The following is a 15263-nucleotide window of genomic DNA, read 5'->3' on the forward strand; positions in this document are numbered from 1 at the left end:
GGACGGAGAGCGCACTTGATCGACCTTGACACCTTCAAGCATCTGGCCGGGATCGACCTCGGCGCGCCGGCCCCGAAGCCGACCTCCTTCGAGGGCGACCAGCGGGAGGCGGCCCGGACGCTCTGGACCTCGCCGGACGGGTCCGTCGAGATCGGCGTCTGGGAATGCACCCCCGGCCGCTTCACGGCCGACCGATCCACCACGTCCGAGATGTGCCACATCATCTCCGGCCGGGTCGAAATGACCACCCTCGACGGCGAGACCCGCGACCTCGGCGCGGGCGATCTTCTCGTCCTGCCGGTCGGTTGGCGCGGAACCTGGCGGATCGTGGAGACGACCCGCAAGCTCTACATCATGCACCAGGCGCCAGCCGCCTGACGGCGGCCGAGGCTCGACCGTCAGCCGGCCGGGTCCATCCGCCGCCCGTCGGCCTCGGCGAACACGTGGAGCCGGGCGGGATCGAAGGTCACGTCCACCGCGGCCCCGTCCCGGCCGAGCGAGCGGTCGAGGGAGAAGGCCTTGATAGGCTGGCCGAAGGGCGCGAGGTGGAGGATGGAGCCGAACCCGGTTGGCTCGACGAGATCCACGCCGGTGCGCAGTCCGCCGCTGCCCGGCGGCGAAACGGTGACGTGCTCCGGCCGGACGCCGATCACCACCGCGGTCCCGTCCGGCACCGGGAAGGATCCGGCGAGCGGAAGGCGGTGGCCGCCCGCGACCTCCGCGACACCAGTGCCATTCGCCAGCCGGTAGGTAGCGGGGATCATGTTCATGGCGGGCGACCCGATGAAGCCGGCGACGAAGAGATTGGCCGGCCGGTCGTAGAGGTCGAGCGGGCTGCCGACCTGCTGCACCACGCCGCCGTTCATGGCCACGATCCGGTCCGCGAGCGTCATCGCCTCGATCTGGTCGTGGGTCACGTAGATCGAGGTCGCCCCGAGATCCTTGTGCAGCCTCTTAATCTCCACGCGCATCTGTTCGCGCAGGCGCGCGTCCAGGTTGGAGAGCGGCTCGTCGAACAGGAAGGCCTTGGGGCTGCGCACGATCGCGCGGCCCATGGCGACGCGCTGGCGCTGACCGCCGGAGAGGGCCTTCGGGCGGCGCTCCGTCAGCTGGTCGAGGCCGAGCTTGCCGGCCGCCGCCGTGATGGCGGCGGCGATCCGCTCCTTCGGCGTGCGGCGGAGCTTCAAGCTGTAGCTCATGTTCTCCGCGACGGTCATGTGCGGGTAGAGCGCATAGGACTGGAACACCATGGCGATGTCCCGGTCCTTCGGTTGCAGGTCGTTCACCCGCCTGCCGCCGATCGCGATCTCGCCGGACGTGATCTCCTCCAGCCCGGCGATCATGCGCAGCAAGGTCGATTTTCCGCAGCCGGACGGGCCGACGAGCACGACGAACTCGCCGTCGCCGATCGCCAGATCGACGCCGTGGAGCACGTTCACGGCTCCGTAGGCCTTGCGGGCGGACTTGATGTCGATGGCGGCCATGCGGGGTCTCCTCAGCCCTTCACCGCGCCGGCCGTCAGGCCCTGCACGAGATAGCGCTGGATCAAGAGGAAGAAGAGGGCGGCGGGGATGAGCGCCAGGATGCCGGCGGCCATCATCTGCCCGAAGTCCACCGAGAACTTGGACACGAAGGAGAGGAGCCCCACCGGGAAGGTCGCCGCCGCGTTGCCGGAGATCAGCATCAGGGCGAACAGGAGTTCGCTCCAGGCGGCGGTGAACACGAAGCCGAGCGTCGCCGCGATGCCGGGCAGCGTCAGCGGCAAAATGATCTGCCGGAAGGCGACGAAGCGGGTTGCGCCGTCGATCATGGCGGCCTCCTCCAGGTCGCGCGGAATGCCGTCGAAGAAGGACTGCATCAGGAAGGTCGCGAACGGCACGTTGAAGGCCGTGTAGACGACGATCAGTCCGGTCAGGCTATTGGTGAGGCCGAGCGGCGACAGGATCTTGAACATCGGCGCGATCAACATCACAAGCGGAAACATTTGCGTCAAAAGCATCAGCGCCGTGATCCAATACTTGCCCCGGAAGGCGAAGCGCGACAGGGCGTAGCCGGCGACCGCGGCCACGATGGTGACGATCACGGCGGTGGACCCGGAGACGATGAAGCTGTTGAGGAAGAAGCGCGGGAACTCGCTGTTGGCGATCACGAAGGCGTAGTGCTCGAAGCTCGTGCGGGACGGCCACAGGCGCACGCCCTCCGAATAGAGGAGGTCGTTGGGCGTCACGCTCACCTTCAGCAACCAATAGAGCGGGAATAGCGCGAAGGCGATGTAGAGGCCGATCGCAAGGCGGTGGAGGACGGTGAGGACGGGATTGCGGCGCATGCGGGGATCAGCCTCGCTTCAGCAACGACTGCCGCAGCAGCACGATCAGCATGGAATAGGCGAGCAGCAGGACGAGGAGGACGAGGGCGATCGCCGAGGCGTAGCCGAAGTCGAGCCGCCGGAAGGCCGTCGTGAAGATGTAGCTCGCCACGATCTGGGTGCGGTCCGCCGGGCCGCCGTTGGTCATCACCACGATGAGATCGGCGAAGTTGGAGATCCATACGGTCCTGAGGAGGATCGTGATCGCGATGGTCGGGGCGAGGAAGGGCAGGGTGATCGAGCGGAAGCGCTCGATCGGCCCGGCGCCGTCGATGGCGGCGGCCTCGTAGAGGTCCTTGGGGATCGCCTGCAGGGCCGCGAGCAGCGTGATGGCGAAGAACGGGATGCCCCACCAGACGTTGGCGGCGATCGGGCCCCACATGGCGAGATCCGGGTCGGACAGGATGCTCTGCGGCGTCTCCATCAGCCCGAGGGCGACGAACCAGTGCGGCAGCGGGCCGATCACCGGGTTGAACAGCCAAGCCCAATCAAGGCCGGTGAGGAAGCTCGGCACCGCCCAGGGCAGGAAGCAGAGCGCCTGCGCGATCGCGCGGCCGCGGAACGGCTGGTTCAGGAGGAGAGCCAGGATGAGGCCGAAGACGAACTGAATCAGCACCGACGCGCCCGTCCACCACAAAGTATTCACGAGCGCGGTGCGGAACGCCTGGTCTGTCGCCAGGGCCTCGAAATGCTTCAGCCCGACGAACCCGCCGCCGAACGGGTTCAGGAGCTTGATGTCCCGGAAGGCGTAGGACACGCCGAGCACCAGCGGCACCAGCATGACCGCCACGATCAGGATCAGCGCGGGCGCCGTGTAGAGCCACGGCTCGCTGGCGTCGGCGAGGCGTTGCAGGAAGGGGCGTCGGCGCGAGGCCACGAAGGCGGTCATGAAATCGGTCCGTTTGCCAGTGACTTGATCGATCCTTCCCTCAAGGAAAGGTGCCGAGCGAAGCCAGGCGGAAGGGGTCGTGTTTCTTTTCGTCGGCCGGGGCCATGTTCACGCGGACCGATTTGGCAGGGAGAGGAAGACGACCCCTTCCGGCCCTTCGGGCCACCTTCCCCTGAGGGGAAGGATCGGCCGCGCGGCCATGAGCGCGGACGCGTCGTCCTTCCCCCTGCGAGCAGGGGGAAGGGTTGGCGCAAGCATCCGCTCACTTCTTGTTGGCGAGCCACTTCTGCTGGGCGGCGGTCATGTAGTCCGCCCACTGCCGGGCGAGATCTTCGGGCGTGATTTCGCCGAGAAGAGCCTGCTGGCTCGTCTTGATGACGAGGCTGTCCTTGAAGTAGGCGAACTCTTCCAAGTACGTCGGCATGGAGAGCGGCTTCGCGTCCGGGTCCGCCAGCTCCTTGAACCAGCCTTCGAACTGCGGCGTCGCGAAGTGCGGGTCCTTGGACGCGGAGGTCAGGGCCGGCAGGGCGCCGGTGCGCTTGTTCCAGGCGATGTTGCCTTCCGGACCCTCGAGGGTCGCGATCAGCTTCCAGGCGAGGTCCTTCTCGGCCGAGTTGGCGAGCATCGACCAGCCGGCGAAGCCTATGGTCGGAAACGTTTTTCCGTCCGGGCCCTTGGGCATCGTGGTGACGCCGTAGTCGTCCGGGTTCATCCGTTCGGCGATGGCGATCAGCGCGTCCGGGTCCTGGTCCAGGAAGGCGCAGGTGCCGGAATAGAAGCCGGCGACGATATCGTTGAAGCCCCAGTTGACGCTGTCCTTGGGGGCGTAGCCGTTCCTGTAAAGATCAACCAAGTATTTCAGGCCGTTTACCCAGCCCGGATCGGCGAAGGTGGAGGTTCCGTCCTCCTTGAACAGCTGGTCGCTGCCGGCCATCGAGGCGCCGAACATCATCCAGCCGTTGAGGCCGCCCGGTCCGCCACGAAGACAGTAGCCATACTTGCCCGGCAGCGCCGAAACCTTCTTGGACGCCTCCATGAACTCGTCGAGCGTCTTCGGCGGCTCGGCGACACCTGCCTCCTGGAGAAGCTTCTTGTTGTAGAACATGGCCCGGAGATAGAAGCCGTAGGGCAGCATGTAGGTCTTGCCACCCACCTGGCGGCCGAACTCCAGCGCCCGGTCGGACAGGTCCGCGGTGTGCTCCCAGTCCTTCAGGTAGGGCTCCAGGTCCTCCAGCGCGCCGTTGTTGCCGTAGAGGGCGAGCCAGGTGTCGGGCATCTCCATGACGTCGGGGATCTCCCCGGCCGAGTACATGGTGGCGAACTTCTCGAACGCCTCGTTCCAGGGCAGCGAGATGATCTCGACCGTGGTGCCCGGGTTGGCTTCCTCGAAGGTCTTCACGATGCCGCGAAGCGTCTCGGTGCGCTCCGGGCTGGTAATGACTTCGACGAGCTTCAGCGTGGTGTCCGCGAGCGCCGTGCCGGTCATCAGCACGGCCGCCACGGATGCGGCGATCAGCGACTTGATCATTGCGTGTCCCCTTCCGTCCCTTTGGATGCTTTTTGTGAGGGTCAGGTCCTGGAGCCGTCTTCGAGCGAAGGCTCCACACTGGTCGTTCCGGAGCGATGTCTCATCGCCCTGACGTCCCCGTCAGGTCGGAAGACGCTCCAGCCGAGGCGACCTCGATCGCCGCGGCGAGATCGGCGACGAGGGCGTCGGCGCCCTCCAGGCCGACGTGAAGGCGGACGACCCGGGCGTCGACGCCGAAGTCGATCGCCGAATTGGGGCCGGCCGCCTGCTTGCGCACGACCTCGGCCGGGACCACGAGGCTCTCGTGGCCACCCCAGCTGACGCCGAGCTTGAACAGGGCGAGCGCGTCCGCGAAGGCCGGAATGTCGACGCCGTCGCGGAACCGGAAGCTGAAAAGGCCCGACGTTCCAACGAGCCCCGGCGGGAGCCCGTTGGCGAGGCCGGGATGCAGGACCGCCTCCACCAGCGGCTGCTCGCGCAGCCAGCGGGCGACCGCGAGCGCGTCCGCCTCGTGCGCCTTCATGCGGATCGGCAGGGTCCTGAGGCCCCGGATCAGCAGCCAGGCGTCGAACGGCGAGAGCTTGCCGCCGAGATAGGGATAGGTCGTCTGGCGGATCCGCCGGATCAGGTCCGCCGACCCGGCGACGACGCCGGCGACCACGTCGGAATGGCCGCCGATGTACTTGGACGCGGAGTGCAGCACGATGTCGACGCCGAGCGACAGCGGGCGCTGGAAGACCGGCGTCGCCCAGGAATTGTCGATCACGGTGAGAACGCCGTGACGCCTGGCGAGCGCCGCGAGCGCGCCCACGTCATGGGCCTCCATGGTCCAGCTGGTCGGGCTCTCCAGGTAGAGGAGCTTCGCGCCGGACAGGGCGTCCGCGACCGCCGCCTCGTCGAGGCCGTCCACGTAGTCGACCTGGATGCCGAGCCCAGCGAGCAGCGTCTGGAACAGCCGATAGGCGTCCGGGTAGCAGTGCTTCACGCAGACCATGCGGTCGCCGGGCTTCAGGAAGGTCAGCACGGTGGACGAGATGCCGGCCATTCCGCTCGCAAAACCAATGGCATCCTCGGCGCCTTCCAGGCGCGCGATCATCTCCTCGAACAGGCGCACGGTCGGGTTCAGGCCGCGGGTGTAGGTCGGGCGGACCTTCAGGCCGCGATAGGTCTCCTCCATCTCGGCATAGGACGAGAAGGTGAACAGCGAGGTCTGCACGATCGGCGGCACCACCGCGTCGAAGGCGTGCGCCTCGTCATGGGCGACGGTCAGCCGGGCGAGGTCGAAGGGATCGTCCGGGGTCATCGAGACATGTCCTTGATGTCCTCTTCCACGATGTCGAGGATGGCGATGGTTGTGGCCCGCGCCGCCGCCTCGTCGCCGTCGCGGATGGCGTCGAACAGCTGGCGGTGGAACGGAAAGGACCGGCGGGCGAAGTCCGGCCGGTCGAAGGGCTTGTCCCAGAACCGCTCGAACGCTTCGCGCATCTGCTCGAGAAGCTGGCGGAACAACGGGTTGTGGGTGGCGTCGTAGATCGCAAGGTGGAAGGCGAGGTCCTCGCGGCCGGCGGTGCCCTTCTCCAGGTGCACCCGCTCCATCTCGTCGAGCTTCTCCTCGATGACCCGAAGATCCTCCGGCGTCCGTCGGCGGGCCGCGATGACGCTGGCTTCGGCCTCCACGCCGCGGCGGACGTCGAGGGTCTGGAGGAGGACGTCGCGCAGATGGGTGGTGTCGAAGGTGAGCGGCACGTGGACGGTGCCGGCCGACACCATGCGCAGGAGATAGGTGCCGCTGCCCTTGCGGGACTCCACGATTCCAAGGGCCTGGAGCTGGCGGATGACCTCGCGGACCGTCGACCGGCCGACGTCGAGGGCGGCGCAGAGCTCCCGCTCCGTGGGCAGCTTGTCGCCGGGCTTCAGCCCGGCCCGATGGACGAAATCGGCCACCGCCTTCATCACCGAAGCCGCCCGATCGGGCCGGGGCAGGGGCGCCAACGCGGCATGTCCATCGGCCATGATACCCCCCTCCCTCTGCCCGCCGACCCGGCCGGCGAGCTTGGCTGCCCGCTCTGATCGCCGCTGAAATTGGTCTGACATCTGCCAGCTTTTCAGTATGAGCCCTGCACGTCAAGGGGCTTCGGGGGCGGCGGCGGGCCTTTCCGGTGGACGGAGCGGAGCATCACGGGCGGGAGCGCGGCAGAGTATTCGTGCGCCCGGCGGAAGTCTCCGCCAGCGAGCGCCATGGTATTCTGAAGATCATGGCGAGGGCGCCGGGCCGGGCCGGATCGGCCACGCCCGGGGAACAACCCCATAAGAGACCCTAATCATCCCCGCTCCACACGTGGGTGTGTCGTGGCGGATGTCGGGATCGGCGGCGGCGGACAGCCGGCCGGACATGGCGGATTTCCGCCGATTGGCGGGAGCGTGTGGCGAACGGCGCATGTGGGATTGTCGTCGGGCGGGGGAGTCGGCGAGACCGCGGGCGTGCGCCGGCGCCCGGAGCGCCGTCCGGACCGGTCGGCGGGCCGGTCCAGGACGGGTGTTCACCGAGGACGGGGTGACCGCGCGAGGGACGGCGTGTCGTGGCTTTGTCGCGAAGCTCTTGCGGTCAATTTGTCCGACATAAACGGTTCTGCAGAAGGGGGCTTCTCCGGCGATCGGGAACCATGAGTCCGACGAGCGTTTTAATGGGGATGGCAAGCATGACGCGGAGGCCACATGACGACGCGGAACCACAACAATCGCAGCGAGAAGATGAAGGGTCACGTGCCGACCGGCCAGGCGACCGGCGAGCAGGACCACAATCCGTCCGCTCAGGGCCACCAGGGCGACACCGAAGGCGGCCAGATCGACCGGTCCGGCGCGGACCGGCGCAACAACAGCATCAGTTCGCACAACGGCGGCGGTGACGGCGCCGGCGGCGGCCCCAGGCAGCAGGGCCAGGAGCAAGCCAACAAGGGCGTCGAGAACGACCACCAGAACCGCGGCCACGGCGGACGCTGAGAAGGGACCAGATCATGTTCCAGGGCATCAAGAACTTCATCGCCAAGCATCGGGACAAGCCCATGGTCGCCAACATGGAGAAGGCCCTTAAGATGAAAGAGGCGGCCGGGCCGCAGACCACCACGCCGGAGCACACCGAGGCCCATGACAATGGCGTCCACGGGGCCCAGATGGGCTACACGGACACCCGGCTCGGCAAGGAGGGCACGTGGACCGAGAACGTCGGCCGCAGCCATGGCGCCCGGGTGGGCGACACCGGCAAGACCACGGGACCGGGCCGCGGCCACTGAGACGACCTTCGGCCACGACGCGAAGGCGAGAAGCCGGGCCTTGGAGCCCGGCTTCGTTTTCGGGGCGGGCGCCGGGCGGTCCGGCCCGGCAGGATGCCAAGCCAAACATATGTTAGTGGTGGATCGTAATCTTTGGTGTATAACTTGCCTATCATCGGCATGGCGAACGCGGCGCCGGTGGCTGAGAGACGCGCTCGATGTGCTCCCGCCGTAATTGGGAGCAGCGCTGTGGCCCCTTCCCATGTCTTCGACGCCCATCCGCTCGTCCAGAAGCTGGAGAGCATCTTCGCTCTGGCGGACGACGAAAAGGCCGCCATCCTGTCCATGCCCATGCAGGTGGCGACCCTGCGCGCCGACCAGGACGTGGTGCGGGTGGGCGACAGCCCGTCCCGGTCCTGCATCATCCTGGAAGGCATGACGGCCACGTACGTGTCCACGTCCAAGGGCCGGCGGCAGATCGTCTCGTTCGGCATCATGGGCGACACGCCCGACCTTCAGAGCCTGCTTCTGGAGGAGATGGACAACAGCCTCTCCACCCTGACGCCGTGCACGCTCGGCTTCGTCCAGCACGCCGTGCTCCGGGACGTCTGCACGCGCTTTCCGCGGATCGCGGCGGCGCTCTGGCGGAGCACCCTGGTGGACGCGGCCATCTTCCGGGCCTGGATGACGAGCATCGGGCAGCGGGAAGGCTACAGCCGCATGGCCCACCTGTTCTGCGAACTGGTGGCCCGCAAGCGGGCGGTGGGCCTGGTGGAGGAGGACCGCTGCGCGTTTCCGATCACCCAGACGGAACTGGCCGACGCGCTCGGCATGACCGCCGTTCACGTGAACCGCGTGCTGCAGGCGCTGCGCTCGGACGGGCACATCGTGCTGGACCAGGGCTGGCTCACCGTGCCCGACTGGGACCGGCTGGTCGCCGTGGCGGATTTCGACGCTACCTATCTGCACGTGAAGGAAAACCGGCCGGCGGCGTGATCCGCCCCGGCCCGACCAAGGTGTCCGCGCACCGTCACGCGGCGTCGTTCAAGGGGCGGGACCGACACGCCCCGCCGGAGACCCGGTGATGCGCTACTTCTTCGACATCGACGACGGCGACGGGGCCGTGACGGACGACGAGGGCGTCCATTTCCGGACGCTCGAGGAGGCGCAGGCGATCGGCGCCAAGACGCTGGCCTCGCTCGCCCTGGAAGCGCTGCCGAACGGCGGCCACCGCCGGCTCTCGCTCGACGTGCGGGACGAGTCCGGCCGCGTCGTCTACCGCGCCTTCCTGGAGTTCGGATCCGAACGGCCCGGCTGACCGGACCGCGCCGTTAACACATGTTGCGGCACGGGTGCGCCGGCCATGGCACGAACGGCGGAGTTGCGGTGGCTGGCCCGGCCTCGCCCCGCTTTCGAAGAAACGGACACGGCATGCATCACAGTCCCGACCATGGATGCTGGACGGCACGTCTCCCGCGTCGGACGACGGCCGTCGAGACCGGCCGGATCCGCCGCGCGGTCGTGGTGGAGGACAATCACGTCATCGCGCTCGATCTCCACGATCTCCTCGCGGCCGAGTTCGGCTGCGACGTGACCGTGGTGACGACGAACGGCATAGAGGCGGTGACGGCGATCGCGGACCTCCAGCCGGACCTGGTGGTGAGCGACCTGTCGATCCTGCTGCGCACGGACATCCGGCCCTCGGATGTGACGAGCACCCACCACGTGCTGGTGGTGATCACCGGCGATTCCGAGGCGGCGGCCCGTCACGGCCGGGACGGCGTCCGGATCCTCATGAAGCCCTACACGAACGCCCAGCTGGTCCGCACCATCGAGGCCGCCGTGGCGACGCCGACGCCGGAGCGTCAGGGCGGCCGCTACGCGGGGCTGCGGCCGTCGTCCGGCGGGCCGGACGGAGTGCCGCGATGACGACGCCGTCCATGTCGCGCCCCGCCCGGATCGCGCTCCTGGCGCTGAACTATCTGGGGCAGCTGAACAGCCGCAACCGCGCGCTGGTGGAGGAACTGACCGGCCTCGGCTACGCGGACTACGTGAGCAACAAGCTCCGGATCACGGCCTCCGGCCGCAGCCGCGCCGACGCGCTGGGCCTGAGCGCCGCCGACATCGACGAGCCGGGCGACCGATAGAGCGCTTCCCAACCTGACGGACTCGTCGGGCCGGCAACAAGCCGCTCCGTCTCGACCGCCTGGAGCGTTCGCTCATCGATCACGTCGTGCAGCCTGTTCGGACGATGCTCCAGGGGTCGCCGCGGGCCCGGCCGGGGTCACTCGGGGTCACTCGGGCGCGGTCGGCAGCGCGACGGGGACGCCGGGCGTGTTCGGGTGGTCGACGAGAAGCTGCAGGAGCGCCTTCTCGGCGGCCTTCTCCTCCGTGTCGTCGCCGATCGGCCGGCTGATCCTGGCGAGGCCAGTGGTCAGGTCGATCCGGTCGCCGACCCGGGTGTAGCTTGCGGAATACCGCAGTCCGCCGAGGACGATGGAAACGATCCGCGCCGTCATGATGGGCCGCCCCTCCGATCACCAGGAGGCGATCCTTGGCGAAACGCGGAGGGGACGGCACTCACATGCGTTAGGACCGGGACCGGCCGCAGGCCCCAGGGGGGCGTCAGCCGGTTCCGGCGCCCTCGCTCGCCGGGCGGGCGAGCCGTGCGAACTTGCCGAGGACGCCGCCGGTGTAGCGGGGCGCGGGCCGGGTCCAGGCGCTCCGCCGGCGGGCGAGCTCGGCGTCGTCCACGTGGAGGTGGAGGAGGAGCTGGTGGGCGTCGATGGTGATCGCGTCGCCCTCCTCGACGAGCGCGATCGTGCCGCCGTCGACCGCCTCCGGGGATACGTGGCCGACCACCATGCCCCAGGTGCCGCCGGAGAAGCGCCCGTCCGTGATGAGGCCGACGCTCTCGCCGAGGCCGCGGCCGATGATGGCGGAGGTGGGGCTCAGCATCTCCGGCATGCCTGGGCCGCCCCGCGGCCCCAGGTAGCGCAGGACGAGCACGTCGCCGGGGCGGATCCGGTCGGACAGGATGGCGTCCATGGCGGACTGCTCGTCGTCGAAGACGCGGGCGGGGCCGGTGATCACCGGGTTCTTCAGCCCGGAGATCTTGGCGACCGCGCCGTCCTCCGCCAGGTTGCCCTTCAGGATGGCGAGGTGGCCCTCCGCGTAGATCGGGCGGTCCACCGGGCGGATGACGTCCTGGCCGGGGTCAGGGGCGGCGGGGACGGCGGCGAGTTCCTCGCCGAGGGTGCGGCCGGTGACGGTGAGGCAGTCGCCGTGGAGGTGGCCGGCGTCGAGAAGGAGCCGCAGCACCTGCGGGATGCCGCCGGCCCGGTGGAGGTCCACCGCCATGTAGCGGCCGGACGGGCGGAGGTCGCAGAGCACCGGCACCTTGCGGCGCATGCGCTCGAAGTCGTCGAGCGTCCACTCCACCTCGGCGGCGCGCGCGATGGCGAGATAGTGGAGGACCGCGTTGGTGGAGCCGCCGGTCGCCATGATGAGGGCGACCGCGTTCTCGATCGACCGGCGGGTGATGATGTCGCGCGGGCGGATCTCGGCCCGGACCGCCGCGACGAGCACCTCGGCGGCCCGCGCGGCGCCGCCGCGGATGTCCGGATCCGGGTTCGCCATGGTGGACGAGCCGAGCAGCGAGAGGCCGAGCGCCTCGAAGGACGAGCTCATGGTGTTGGCGGTGTACATGCCGCCGCAGGAGCCGGTGGACGGGCAGGCGTTGCGCTCGATGCCCTCGAAATCCTCCCGGCTCATCCTGCCGGCCATGAAGGAGCCGACCGCCTCGAAGGCCGACACGATGGACAGGTCCTCGCCCTTCCAGCGACCCGGCAGGATGGTGCCGCCATAGACGTAGACCGCCGGGACGTTGCAGCGGGCGATGCCGATCATGCCGCCGGGCATGTTCTTGTCGCAGCCGCCGAGCACGAGCACGCCGTCCATCCACTGGCCCTGGACGCAGGTCTCGATGCAGTCGGCGATCACCTCGCGGGAGACGAGGGAGTATTTCATCCCCTCCGTCCCCATGGCCATGCCGTCGGAGATGGTGGGCGTGCCGAACACCTGCGGGTTGCCGCCGGCCGCCCGGACGGCCTCGACCGCCGCGTCGGCGAGCGGCTGGAGGCCGGCGTTGCAGGGCGTGATGGTGGAATGCCCGTTGGCGATGCCGATCATCGGCTTCTGGAAGTCGGCCTGCTGATAGCCGAGCGCGTAGTACATGGCCCGGTTGGGGGACCGCGCCACGCCTTCGACGATGTTGCTGGACCTGAGTTTCCCGGCCATGCCCGACCCTCCCTCGCTGGTGGGATCGAAGGTAGGGCATGTGGGGGTGGTGTGGAATGGACCTCGTGGGGGGAAGAGCCGCGATCGGGCGGGGCGGGACAGGCGCGTGGTGGTGTTGGGCGGTTCCGGTGCGTCGTGATGGGTCGCTTCAGGCGGACCAGTCACGCATTTCGGCCGGCGGAGGCGGGTGGTGGAATGCGTGGGTGGTCTGCGTGAAGCAGACCATGACGGATGGTGGTTCGGGCGGGATGGTGGTTGGCGCGTGGTGGTTCCGTCACGTCGTCATGGTCCGCTTCATGCAGACCGTGACGGACGGTGGTTCGGGCGGGAGTGCGATCGGTCTGGGGCGGGTCTGGTGCGTCGTGATGGGTCGCGGTCGCGGGGCCTGAGGGCCGTGCGCTCAGTAGGTGGTGCGGCCGCCGGAGAGGTCGAAGGTGGCGCCGGTGGTGAAGCTGTTCTCGTCGGAAGCCATGAAGGCGATCATGGCGGCCGCTTCGTCGACCTCGACGAAGCGGCCGCGCGGCACCTTGCCGAGCATGTAGGACACCTGTTCCGGGGTGAGCTGGTCGAGGATGCGGGTCTTCGCCGGGGAGGGCGTGAGGGCGTTGACGGCGATGTCGTAGGCGGCGAGTTCCTTGCCGAGGGACTTGGTGAGCGCGAGCACGCCGGCCTTGGCGGCCGAATAGGCGGCGGCGTTCGGGTTGCCCTCCTTGCCGGCGACGGACGACACGTTGACGATGCGGCCGTAGTTGCGGGCCACCATGCCGGGCACCACGGCGCGGCAGCAGTGGAACACGCCGTGAAGGTCGATGTCGATCACCTGCCGCCAGGCGGCGAGGTCGTAGGCGGCGAGGGGCGCGGCGGGGCCGGCGATGCCGGCGTTGTTGACCAGGATGTCGACGCGCCCGAAGGCCGCCTCGGTGGCCTTGGCGGCGGCCTCGACGTCCTCCCAGCGGGCCTGGTCGCAGCGGACCGCGAGGGTGTCGCCGCCGAGGGCGTCCCTGGCGCGCGCCATCTCGGGCTCGTCCAGATCCCATATGGCCACCCGGGCGCCGGAGCCGGCGAGACGGCGCGCGGCCGCGAGGCCGATGCCCTGGGCGCCGCCGGTGACCACCGCGACGCGGCCGGTGAAATCGTGCTGGGTGGTCTGTCTCGGCATGGCTTGCACTCTCGCGGGTTCGGCAGATGCGACGGCCGGGACGGGCACGGCCGGCGTGAAGGGGCGGCGGGTGTCGCCGGACGGGGCCGGTCAGGTCCGGCTCCCGGCGGGCGGGTGGCCGGCGCGTGGCGGACGGCCGGCGTCGGACGGCGGCGTCAGAGGGCGGCGATCACCTCGTCGGCCTTGGTGACGACGGCGACGTTCTGGAGGGCGTAGTCGATCGAGGCCCGGTGCCAGTCGGCGTTCATGGTGGAGCAGCAGTCCTCCGGCACCACGACGAAATAGCCCTTGTCGGCGCCGGTGCGGGCGGTGTGCTCCACCGACATGTTGGTCCAGGCGCCGGTGGAGATGAGGACGTCGCGGTTGCCGGCCTTGAGGATGGTCTCCAGGATGGTGCCCTCGAACGCCGACATGCGCATCTTCTCCACCACGAAATCGCCCGGTTGGGGCTCCAGCCCGGCGACGGGCGCGGCGCCCCAGGTGCCGCGGACGAGGGCGTTGGTGTCGATCACGCCCTCGAACAGGGGCGCGTTGAGGGTGAGGCCGGGGGCGCCCTGGTCGACCACGAACCAGACGTGGACGACCATGACTCCGGCCCGGCGGGCCGCGTCGGCGAGCCTGCGGATGTTGGCGACGGCGTTCTGCTGGCGGCAGTGGTCGGGCGAGCCGGAGGCCGCGAATGCGCCGCCCTCGATCACCACGTCGTTCTGCATGTCCTGGATGATCAGCGCCGTGCGGTGGGGATCGAGGCGCATGCCGCTCGACGCGTCGGCGGAGAGCGGGGCGGGGGGCGTGCTGGCTGCCATGAAAGGTTCCGTCCTTCCGCGGGTTCTGGTCGGGAGACGATAGACCGACGTGGAGGCGCAGAGATAGAGGATGGAGAAGTCCGGCCCGCCCCAATGGAGGTTGCCGACGACCTCCGGCACGCGGACCTTGCCGAGGAGGGCGCCGTCCGGCGCGAAGACCCAGACGCCGCCGGGCGCGGTGCACCAGACGTTGCCGTCCCGGTCGCACTTCATGCCGTCGGGCACGCCGCCCTCCGCGTCGGACCTGAGGCCGTCGGCGAAGATGCGGCCGGCGGAGAGCGTGCCGTCGGGGCGGACGTCGAACACGCGGATGAGCGCCTGCTCGGTGTCGTTGACGTAGAGGCGGCTCTCGTCGGGCGAGAAGCAGAGGCCGTTCGGCTGGCCGAAGAGGGCGCGGTCGACCAGGAGGTCCGGGCCGCGGCCGGGGGCCACCCGGTAGACGCCCTGGAAGCCGAGCGCGCGCGGGCGCTCCACCCCGAAGCCCGGCATGCGGCCGTACCACGGGTCGCTGAAGTAGATGGCGCCGGAGGAGTGGACGCAGACGTCGTTCGGGCTGTTCAGCTCCCGGCCCTCGAAGTGGGAGGCGAGGACCTCGCGCCGGCCGTCCCGGCGCTCGCGGACGAGGCGCGAGGTGGCGTGCTCGCAGACGATGAGGTCGAGTTCGGCGTCGTAGGTCATGCCGTTGCACTTGTTGGACGGGCGCATGACCTCGCGCGTGCCGCCCCGCTCGTCCCAGCGGCGGCGCACGTCGCCCGGCATGTCGGAGAAGAGGAGGAAATTCTCCACCGGGTGCCAGACCGGGCCCTCGGTGAACCGGCAGCCGGAGACGATCCGCTGCGCGTCCCGGGAAACGTCGAGTAGGTCTTCGAAGGCACGGCTCAACGCGATATGGACCATGGCTCCCTCCACCGGTGTTCTTGTCGCTCGTTTCGTGACGGTCGCTTCGTC

General features: G+C 69.2%; 18 protein-coding genes. 8 read left to right on the forward strand and 10 right to left on the reverse strand.

The window, feature by feature from the left end:
* The first annotated feature begins 15 nt into the window (after positions 1-15).
* Positions 16-378: a cupin domain-containing protein gene (locus tag HND91_RS10205; RefSeq protein WP_181706474.1), complete on the forward strand. Its 363-nt coding sequence runs from the start codon at positions 16-18 to the stop codon at positions 376-378.
* A gap of 20 nt (positions 379-398) precedes the next feature.
* Here the strand turns inward: HND91_RS10205 and HND91_RS10210 are convergent, their stop codons facing one another.
* From HND91_RS10210 to HND91_RS10235, 6 genes are all read right to left on the reverse strand, one after another.
* Positions 399-1484: an ABC transporter ATP-binding protein gene (locus HND91_RS10210; protein WP_181706475.1), complete on the reverse strand. Its 1086-nt coding sequence runs from the start codon at positions 1482-1484 to the stop codon at positions 399-401.
* Between the two features lie 11 nt (positions 1485-1495).
* Positions 1496-2326 carry a carbohydrate ABC transporter permease gene (locus tag HND91_RS10215; RefSeq protein ID WP_181706476.1) on the reverse strand — a complete coding sequence of 277 codons (831 nt, stop codon included), beginning with the start codon at positions 2324-2326 and terminating at the stop codon, positions 1496-1498.
* A gap of 7 nt (positions 2327-2333) precedes the next feature.
* The gene (locus HND91_RS10220) at positions 2334-3254 is read right to left on the reverse strand and encodes a carbohydrate ABC transporter permease (protein ID WP_181706477.1); all 921 of its coding nucleotides are present in this window, start codon (positions 3252-3254) and stop codon (positions 2334-2336) included.
* A gap of 262 nt (positions 3255-3516) precedes the next feature.
* Positions 3517-4779 (reverse strand): extracellular solute-binding protein, encoded by a 1263-nt coding sequence (locus tag HND91_RS10225; protein ID WP_181706794.1) that lies wholly within the window; start codon positions 4777-4779, stop codon positions 3517-3519.
* Positions 4780-4882: 103 nt separating this feature from the next.
* Positions 4883-6085, reverse strand: coding sequence for a PLP-dependent transferase (locus HND91_RS10230; protein ID WP_181706478.1), 1203 nt, complete (start codon positions 6083-6085; stop codon positions 4883-4885).
* Positions 6082-6795, reverse strand: a complete 714-nt coding sequence (locus HND91_RS10235; protein ID WP_181706479.1) for a FadR/GntR family transcriptional regulator — start codon at positions 6793-6795, stop codon at positions 6082-6084. The genes HND91_RS10230 and HND91_RS10235 overlap by 4 nt, the downstream gene beginning before the upstream one ends.
* A gap of 702 nt (positions 6796-7497) precedes the next feature.
* Here HND91_RS10235 and HND91_RS10240 point away from each other — a divergent pair.
* The 6 genes from HND91_RS10240 to HND91_RS10265 all read left to right on the forward strand — a co-directional run bounded on the left by HND91_RS10240 (position 7498) and on the right by HND91_RS10265 (position 10198).
* Positions 7498-7782, forward strand: a complete 285-nt coding sequence (locus HND91_RS10240; protein WP_181706480.1) for a hypothetical protein — start codon at positions 7498-7500, stop codon at positions 7780-7782.
* A gap of 14 nt (positions 7783-7796) precedes the next feature.
* Positions 7797-8072, forward strand: a complete 276-nt coding sequence (locus tag HND91_RS10245) for a hypothetical protein (RefSeq protein WP_181706481.1) — start codon at positions 7797-7799, stop codon at positions 8070-8072.
* 228 nt (positions 8073-8300) lie between these two features.
* On the forward strand, positions 8301-9047 hold the full coding sequence (locus tag HND91_RS10250; protein WP_343057281.1) for a Crp/Fnr family transcriptional regulator: 747 nt from the start codon (positions 8301-8303) through the stop codon (positions 9045-9047).
* An 88-nt stretch (positions 9048-9135) separates the two neighbouring features.
* On the forward strand, positions 9136-9369 hold the full coding sequence (locus tag HND91_RS10255; protein ID WP_181706482.1) for a DUF6894 family protein: 234 nt from the start codon (positions 9136-9138) through the stop codon (positions 9367-9369).
* Between the two features lie 113 nt (positions 9370-9482).
* The gene (locus tag HND91_RS10260; RefSeq protein ID WP_181706483.1) at positions 9483-9980 is read left to right on the forward strand and encodes a response regulator; all 498 of its coding nucleotides are present in this window, start codon (positions 9483-9485) and stop codon (positions 9978-9980) included.
* Entirely contained in the window at positions 9977-10198 is a 222-nt protein-coding gene (locus tag HND91_RS10265) for a hypothetical protein (protein ID WP_181706484.1), read from the forward strand. Before HND91_RS10260 ends, HND91_RS10265 begins: the two co-directional genes overlap by 4 nt.
* A 147-nt stretch (positions 10199-10345) precedes the next feature.
* Here HND91_RS10265 and HND91_RS10270 read toward each other — a convergent pair whose 3' ends face one another.
* Positions 10346-10570: a hypothetical protein gene (locus HND91_RS10270; protein ID WP_181706485.1), complete on the reverse strand. Its 225-nt coding sequence runs from the start codon at positions 10568-10570 to the stop codon at positions 10346-10348.
* Positions 10571-10676: 106 nt separating this feature from the next.
* Entirely contained in the window at positions 10677-12350 is a 1674-nt protein-coding gene (gene ilvD / locus HND91_RS10275) for a dihydroxy-acid dehydratase (protein ID WP_181706486.1), read from the reverse strand.
* 212 nt (positions 12351-12562) lie between these two features.
* On the opposite strand from ilvD, the gene HND91_RS10280 reads away from it, so the two are divergent.
* Complete coding sequence (locus HND91_RS10280; protein WP_181706487.1) at positions 12563-12739, forward strand: hypothetical protein; 177 nt, start codon at positions 12563-12565, stop codon at positions 12737-12739.
* 11 nt (positions 12740-12750) lie between these two features.
* Here the strand turns inward: HND91_RS10280 and HND91_RS10285 are convergent, their stop codons facing one another.
* Complete coding sequence (locus HND91_RS10285) at positions 12751-13509, reverse strand: SDR family NAD(P)-dependent oxidoreductase (protein WP_181706488.1); 759 nt, start codon at positions 13507-13509, stop codon at positions 12751-12753.
* A gap of 155 nt (positions 13510-13664) precedes the next feature.
* Complete coding sequence (locus tag HND91_RS10290) at positions 13665-15212, reverse strand: isochorismatase family protein (RefSeq protein ID WP_181706489.1); 1548 nt, start codon at positions 15210-15212, stop codon at positions 13665-13667.
* Positions 15213-15263 lie beyond the last annotated feature (51 nt).

It is taken from the genome of Chthonobacter rhizosphaerae (genome assembly GCF_013839525.1).
Classification (GTDB): Bacteria; Pseudomonadota; Alphaproteobacteria; order Rhizobiales; family Pleomorphomonadaceae; genus Chthonobacter; species Chthonobacter rhizosphaerae.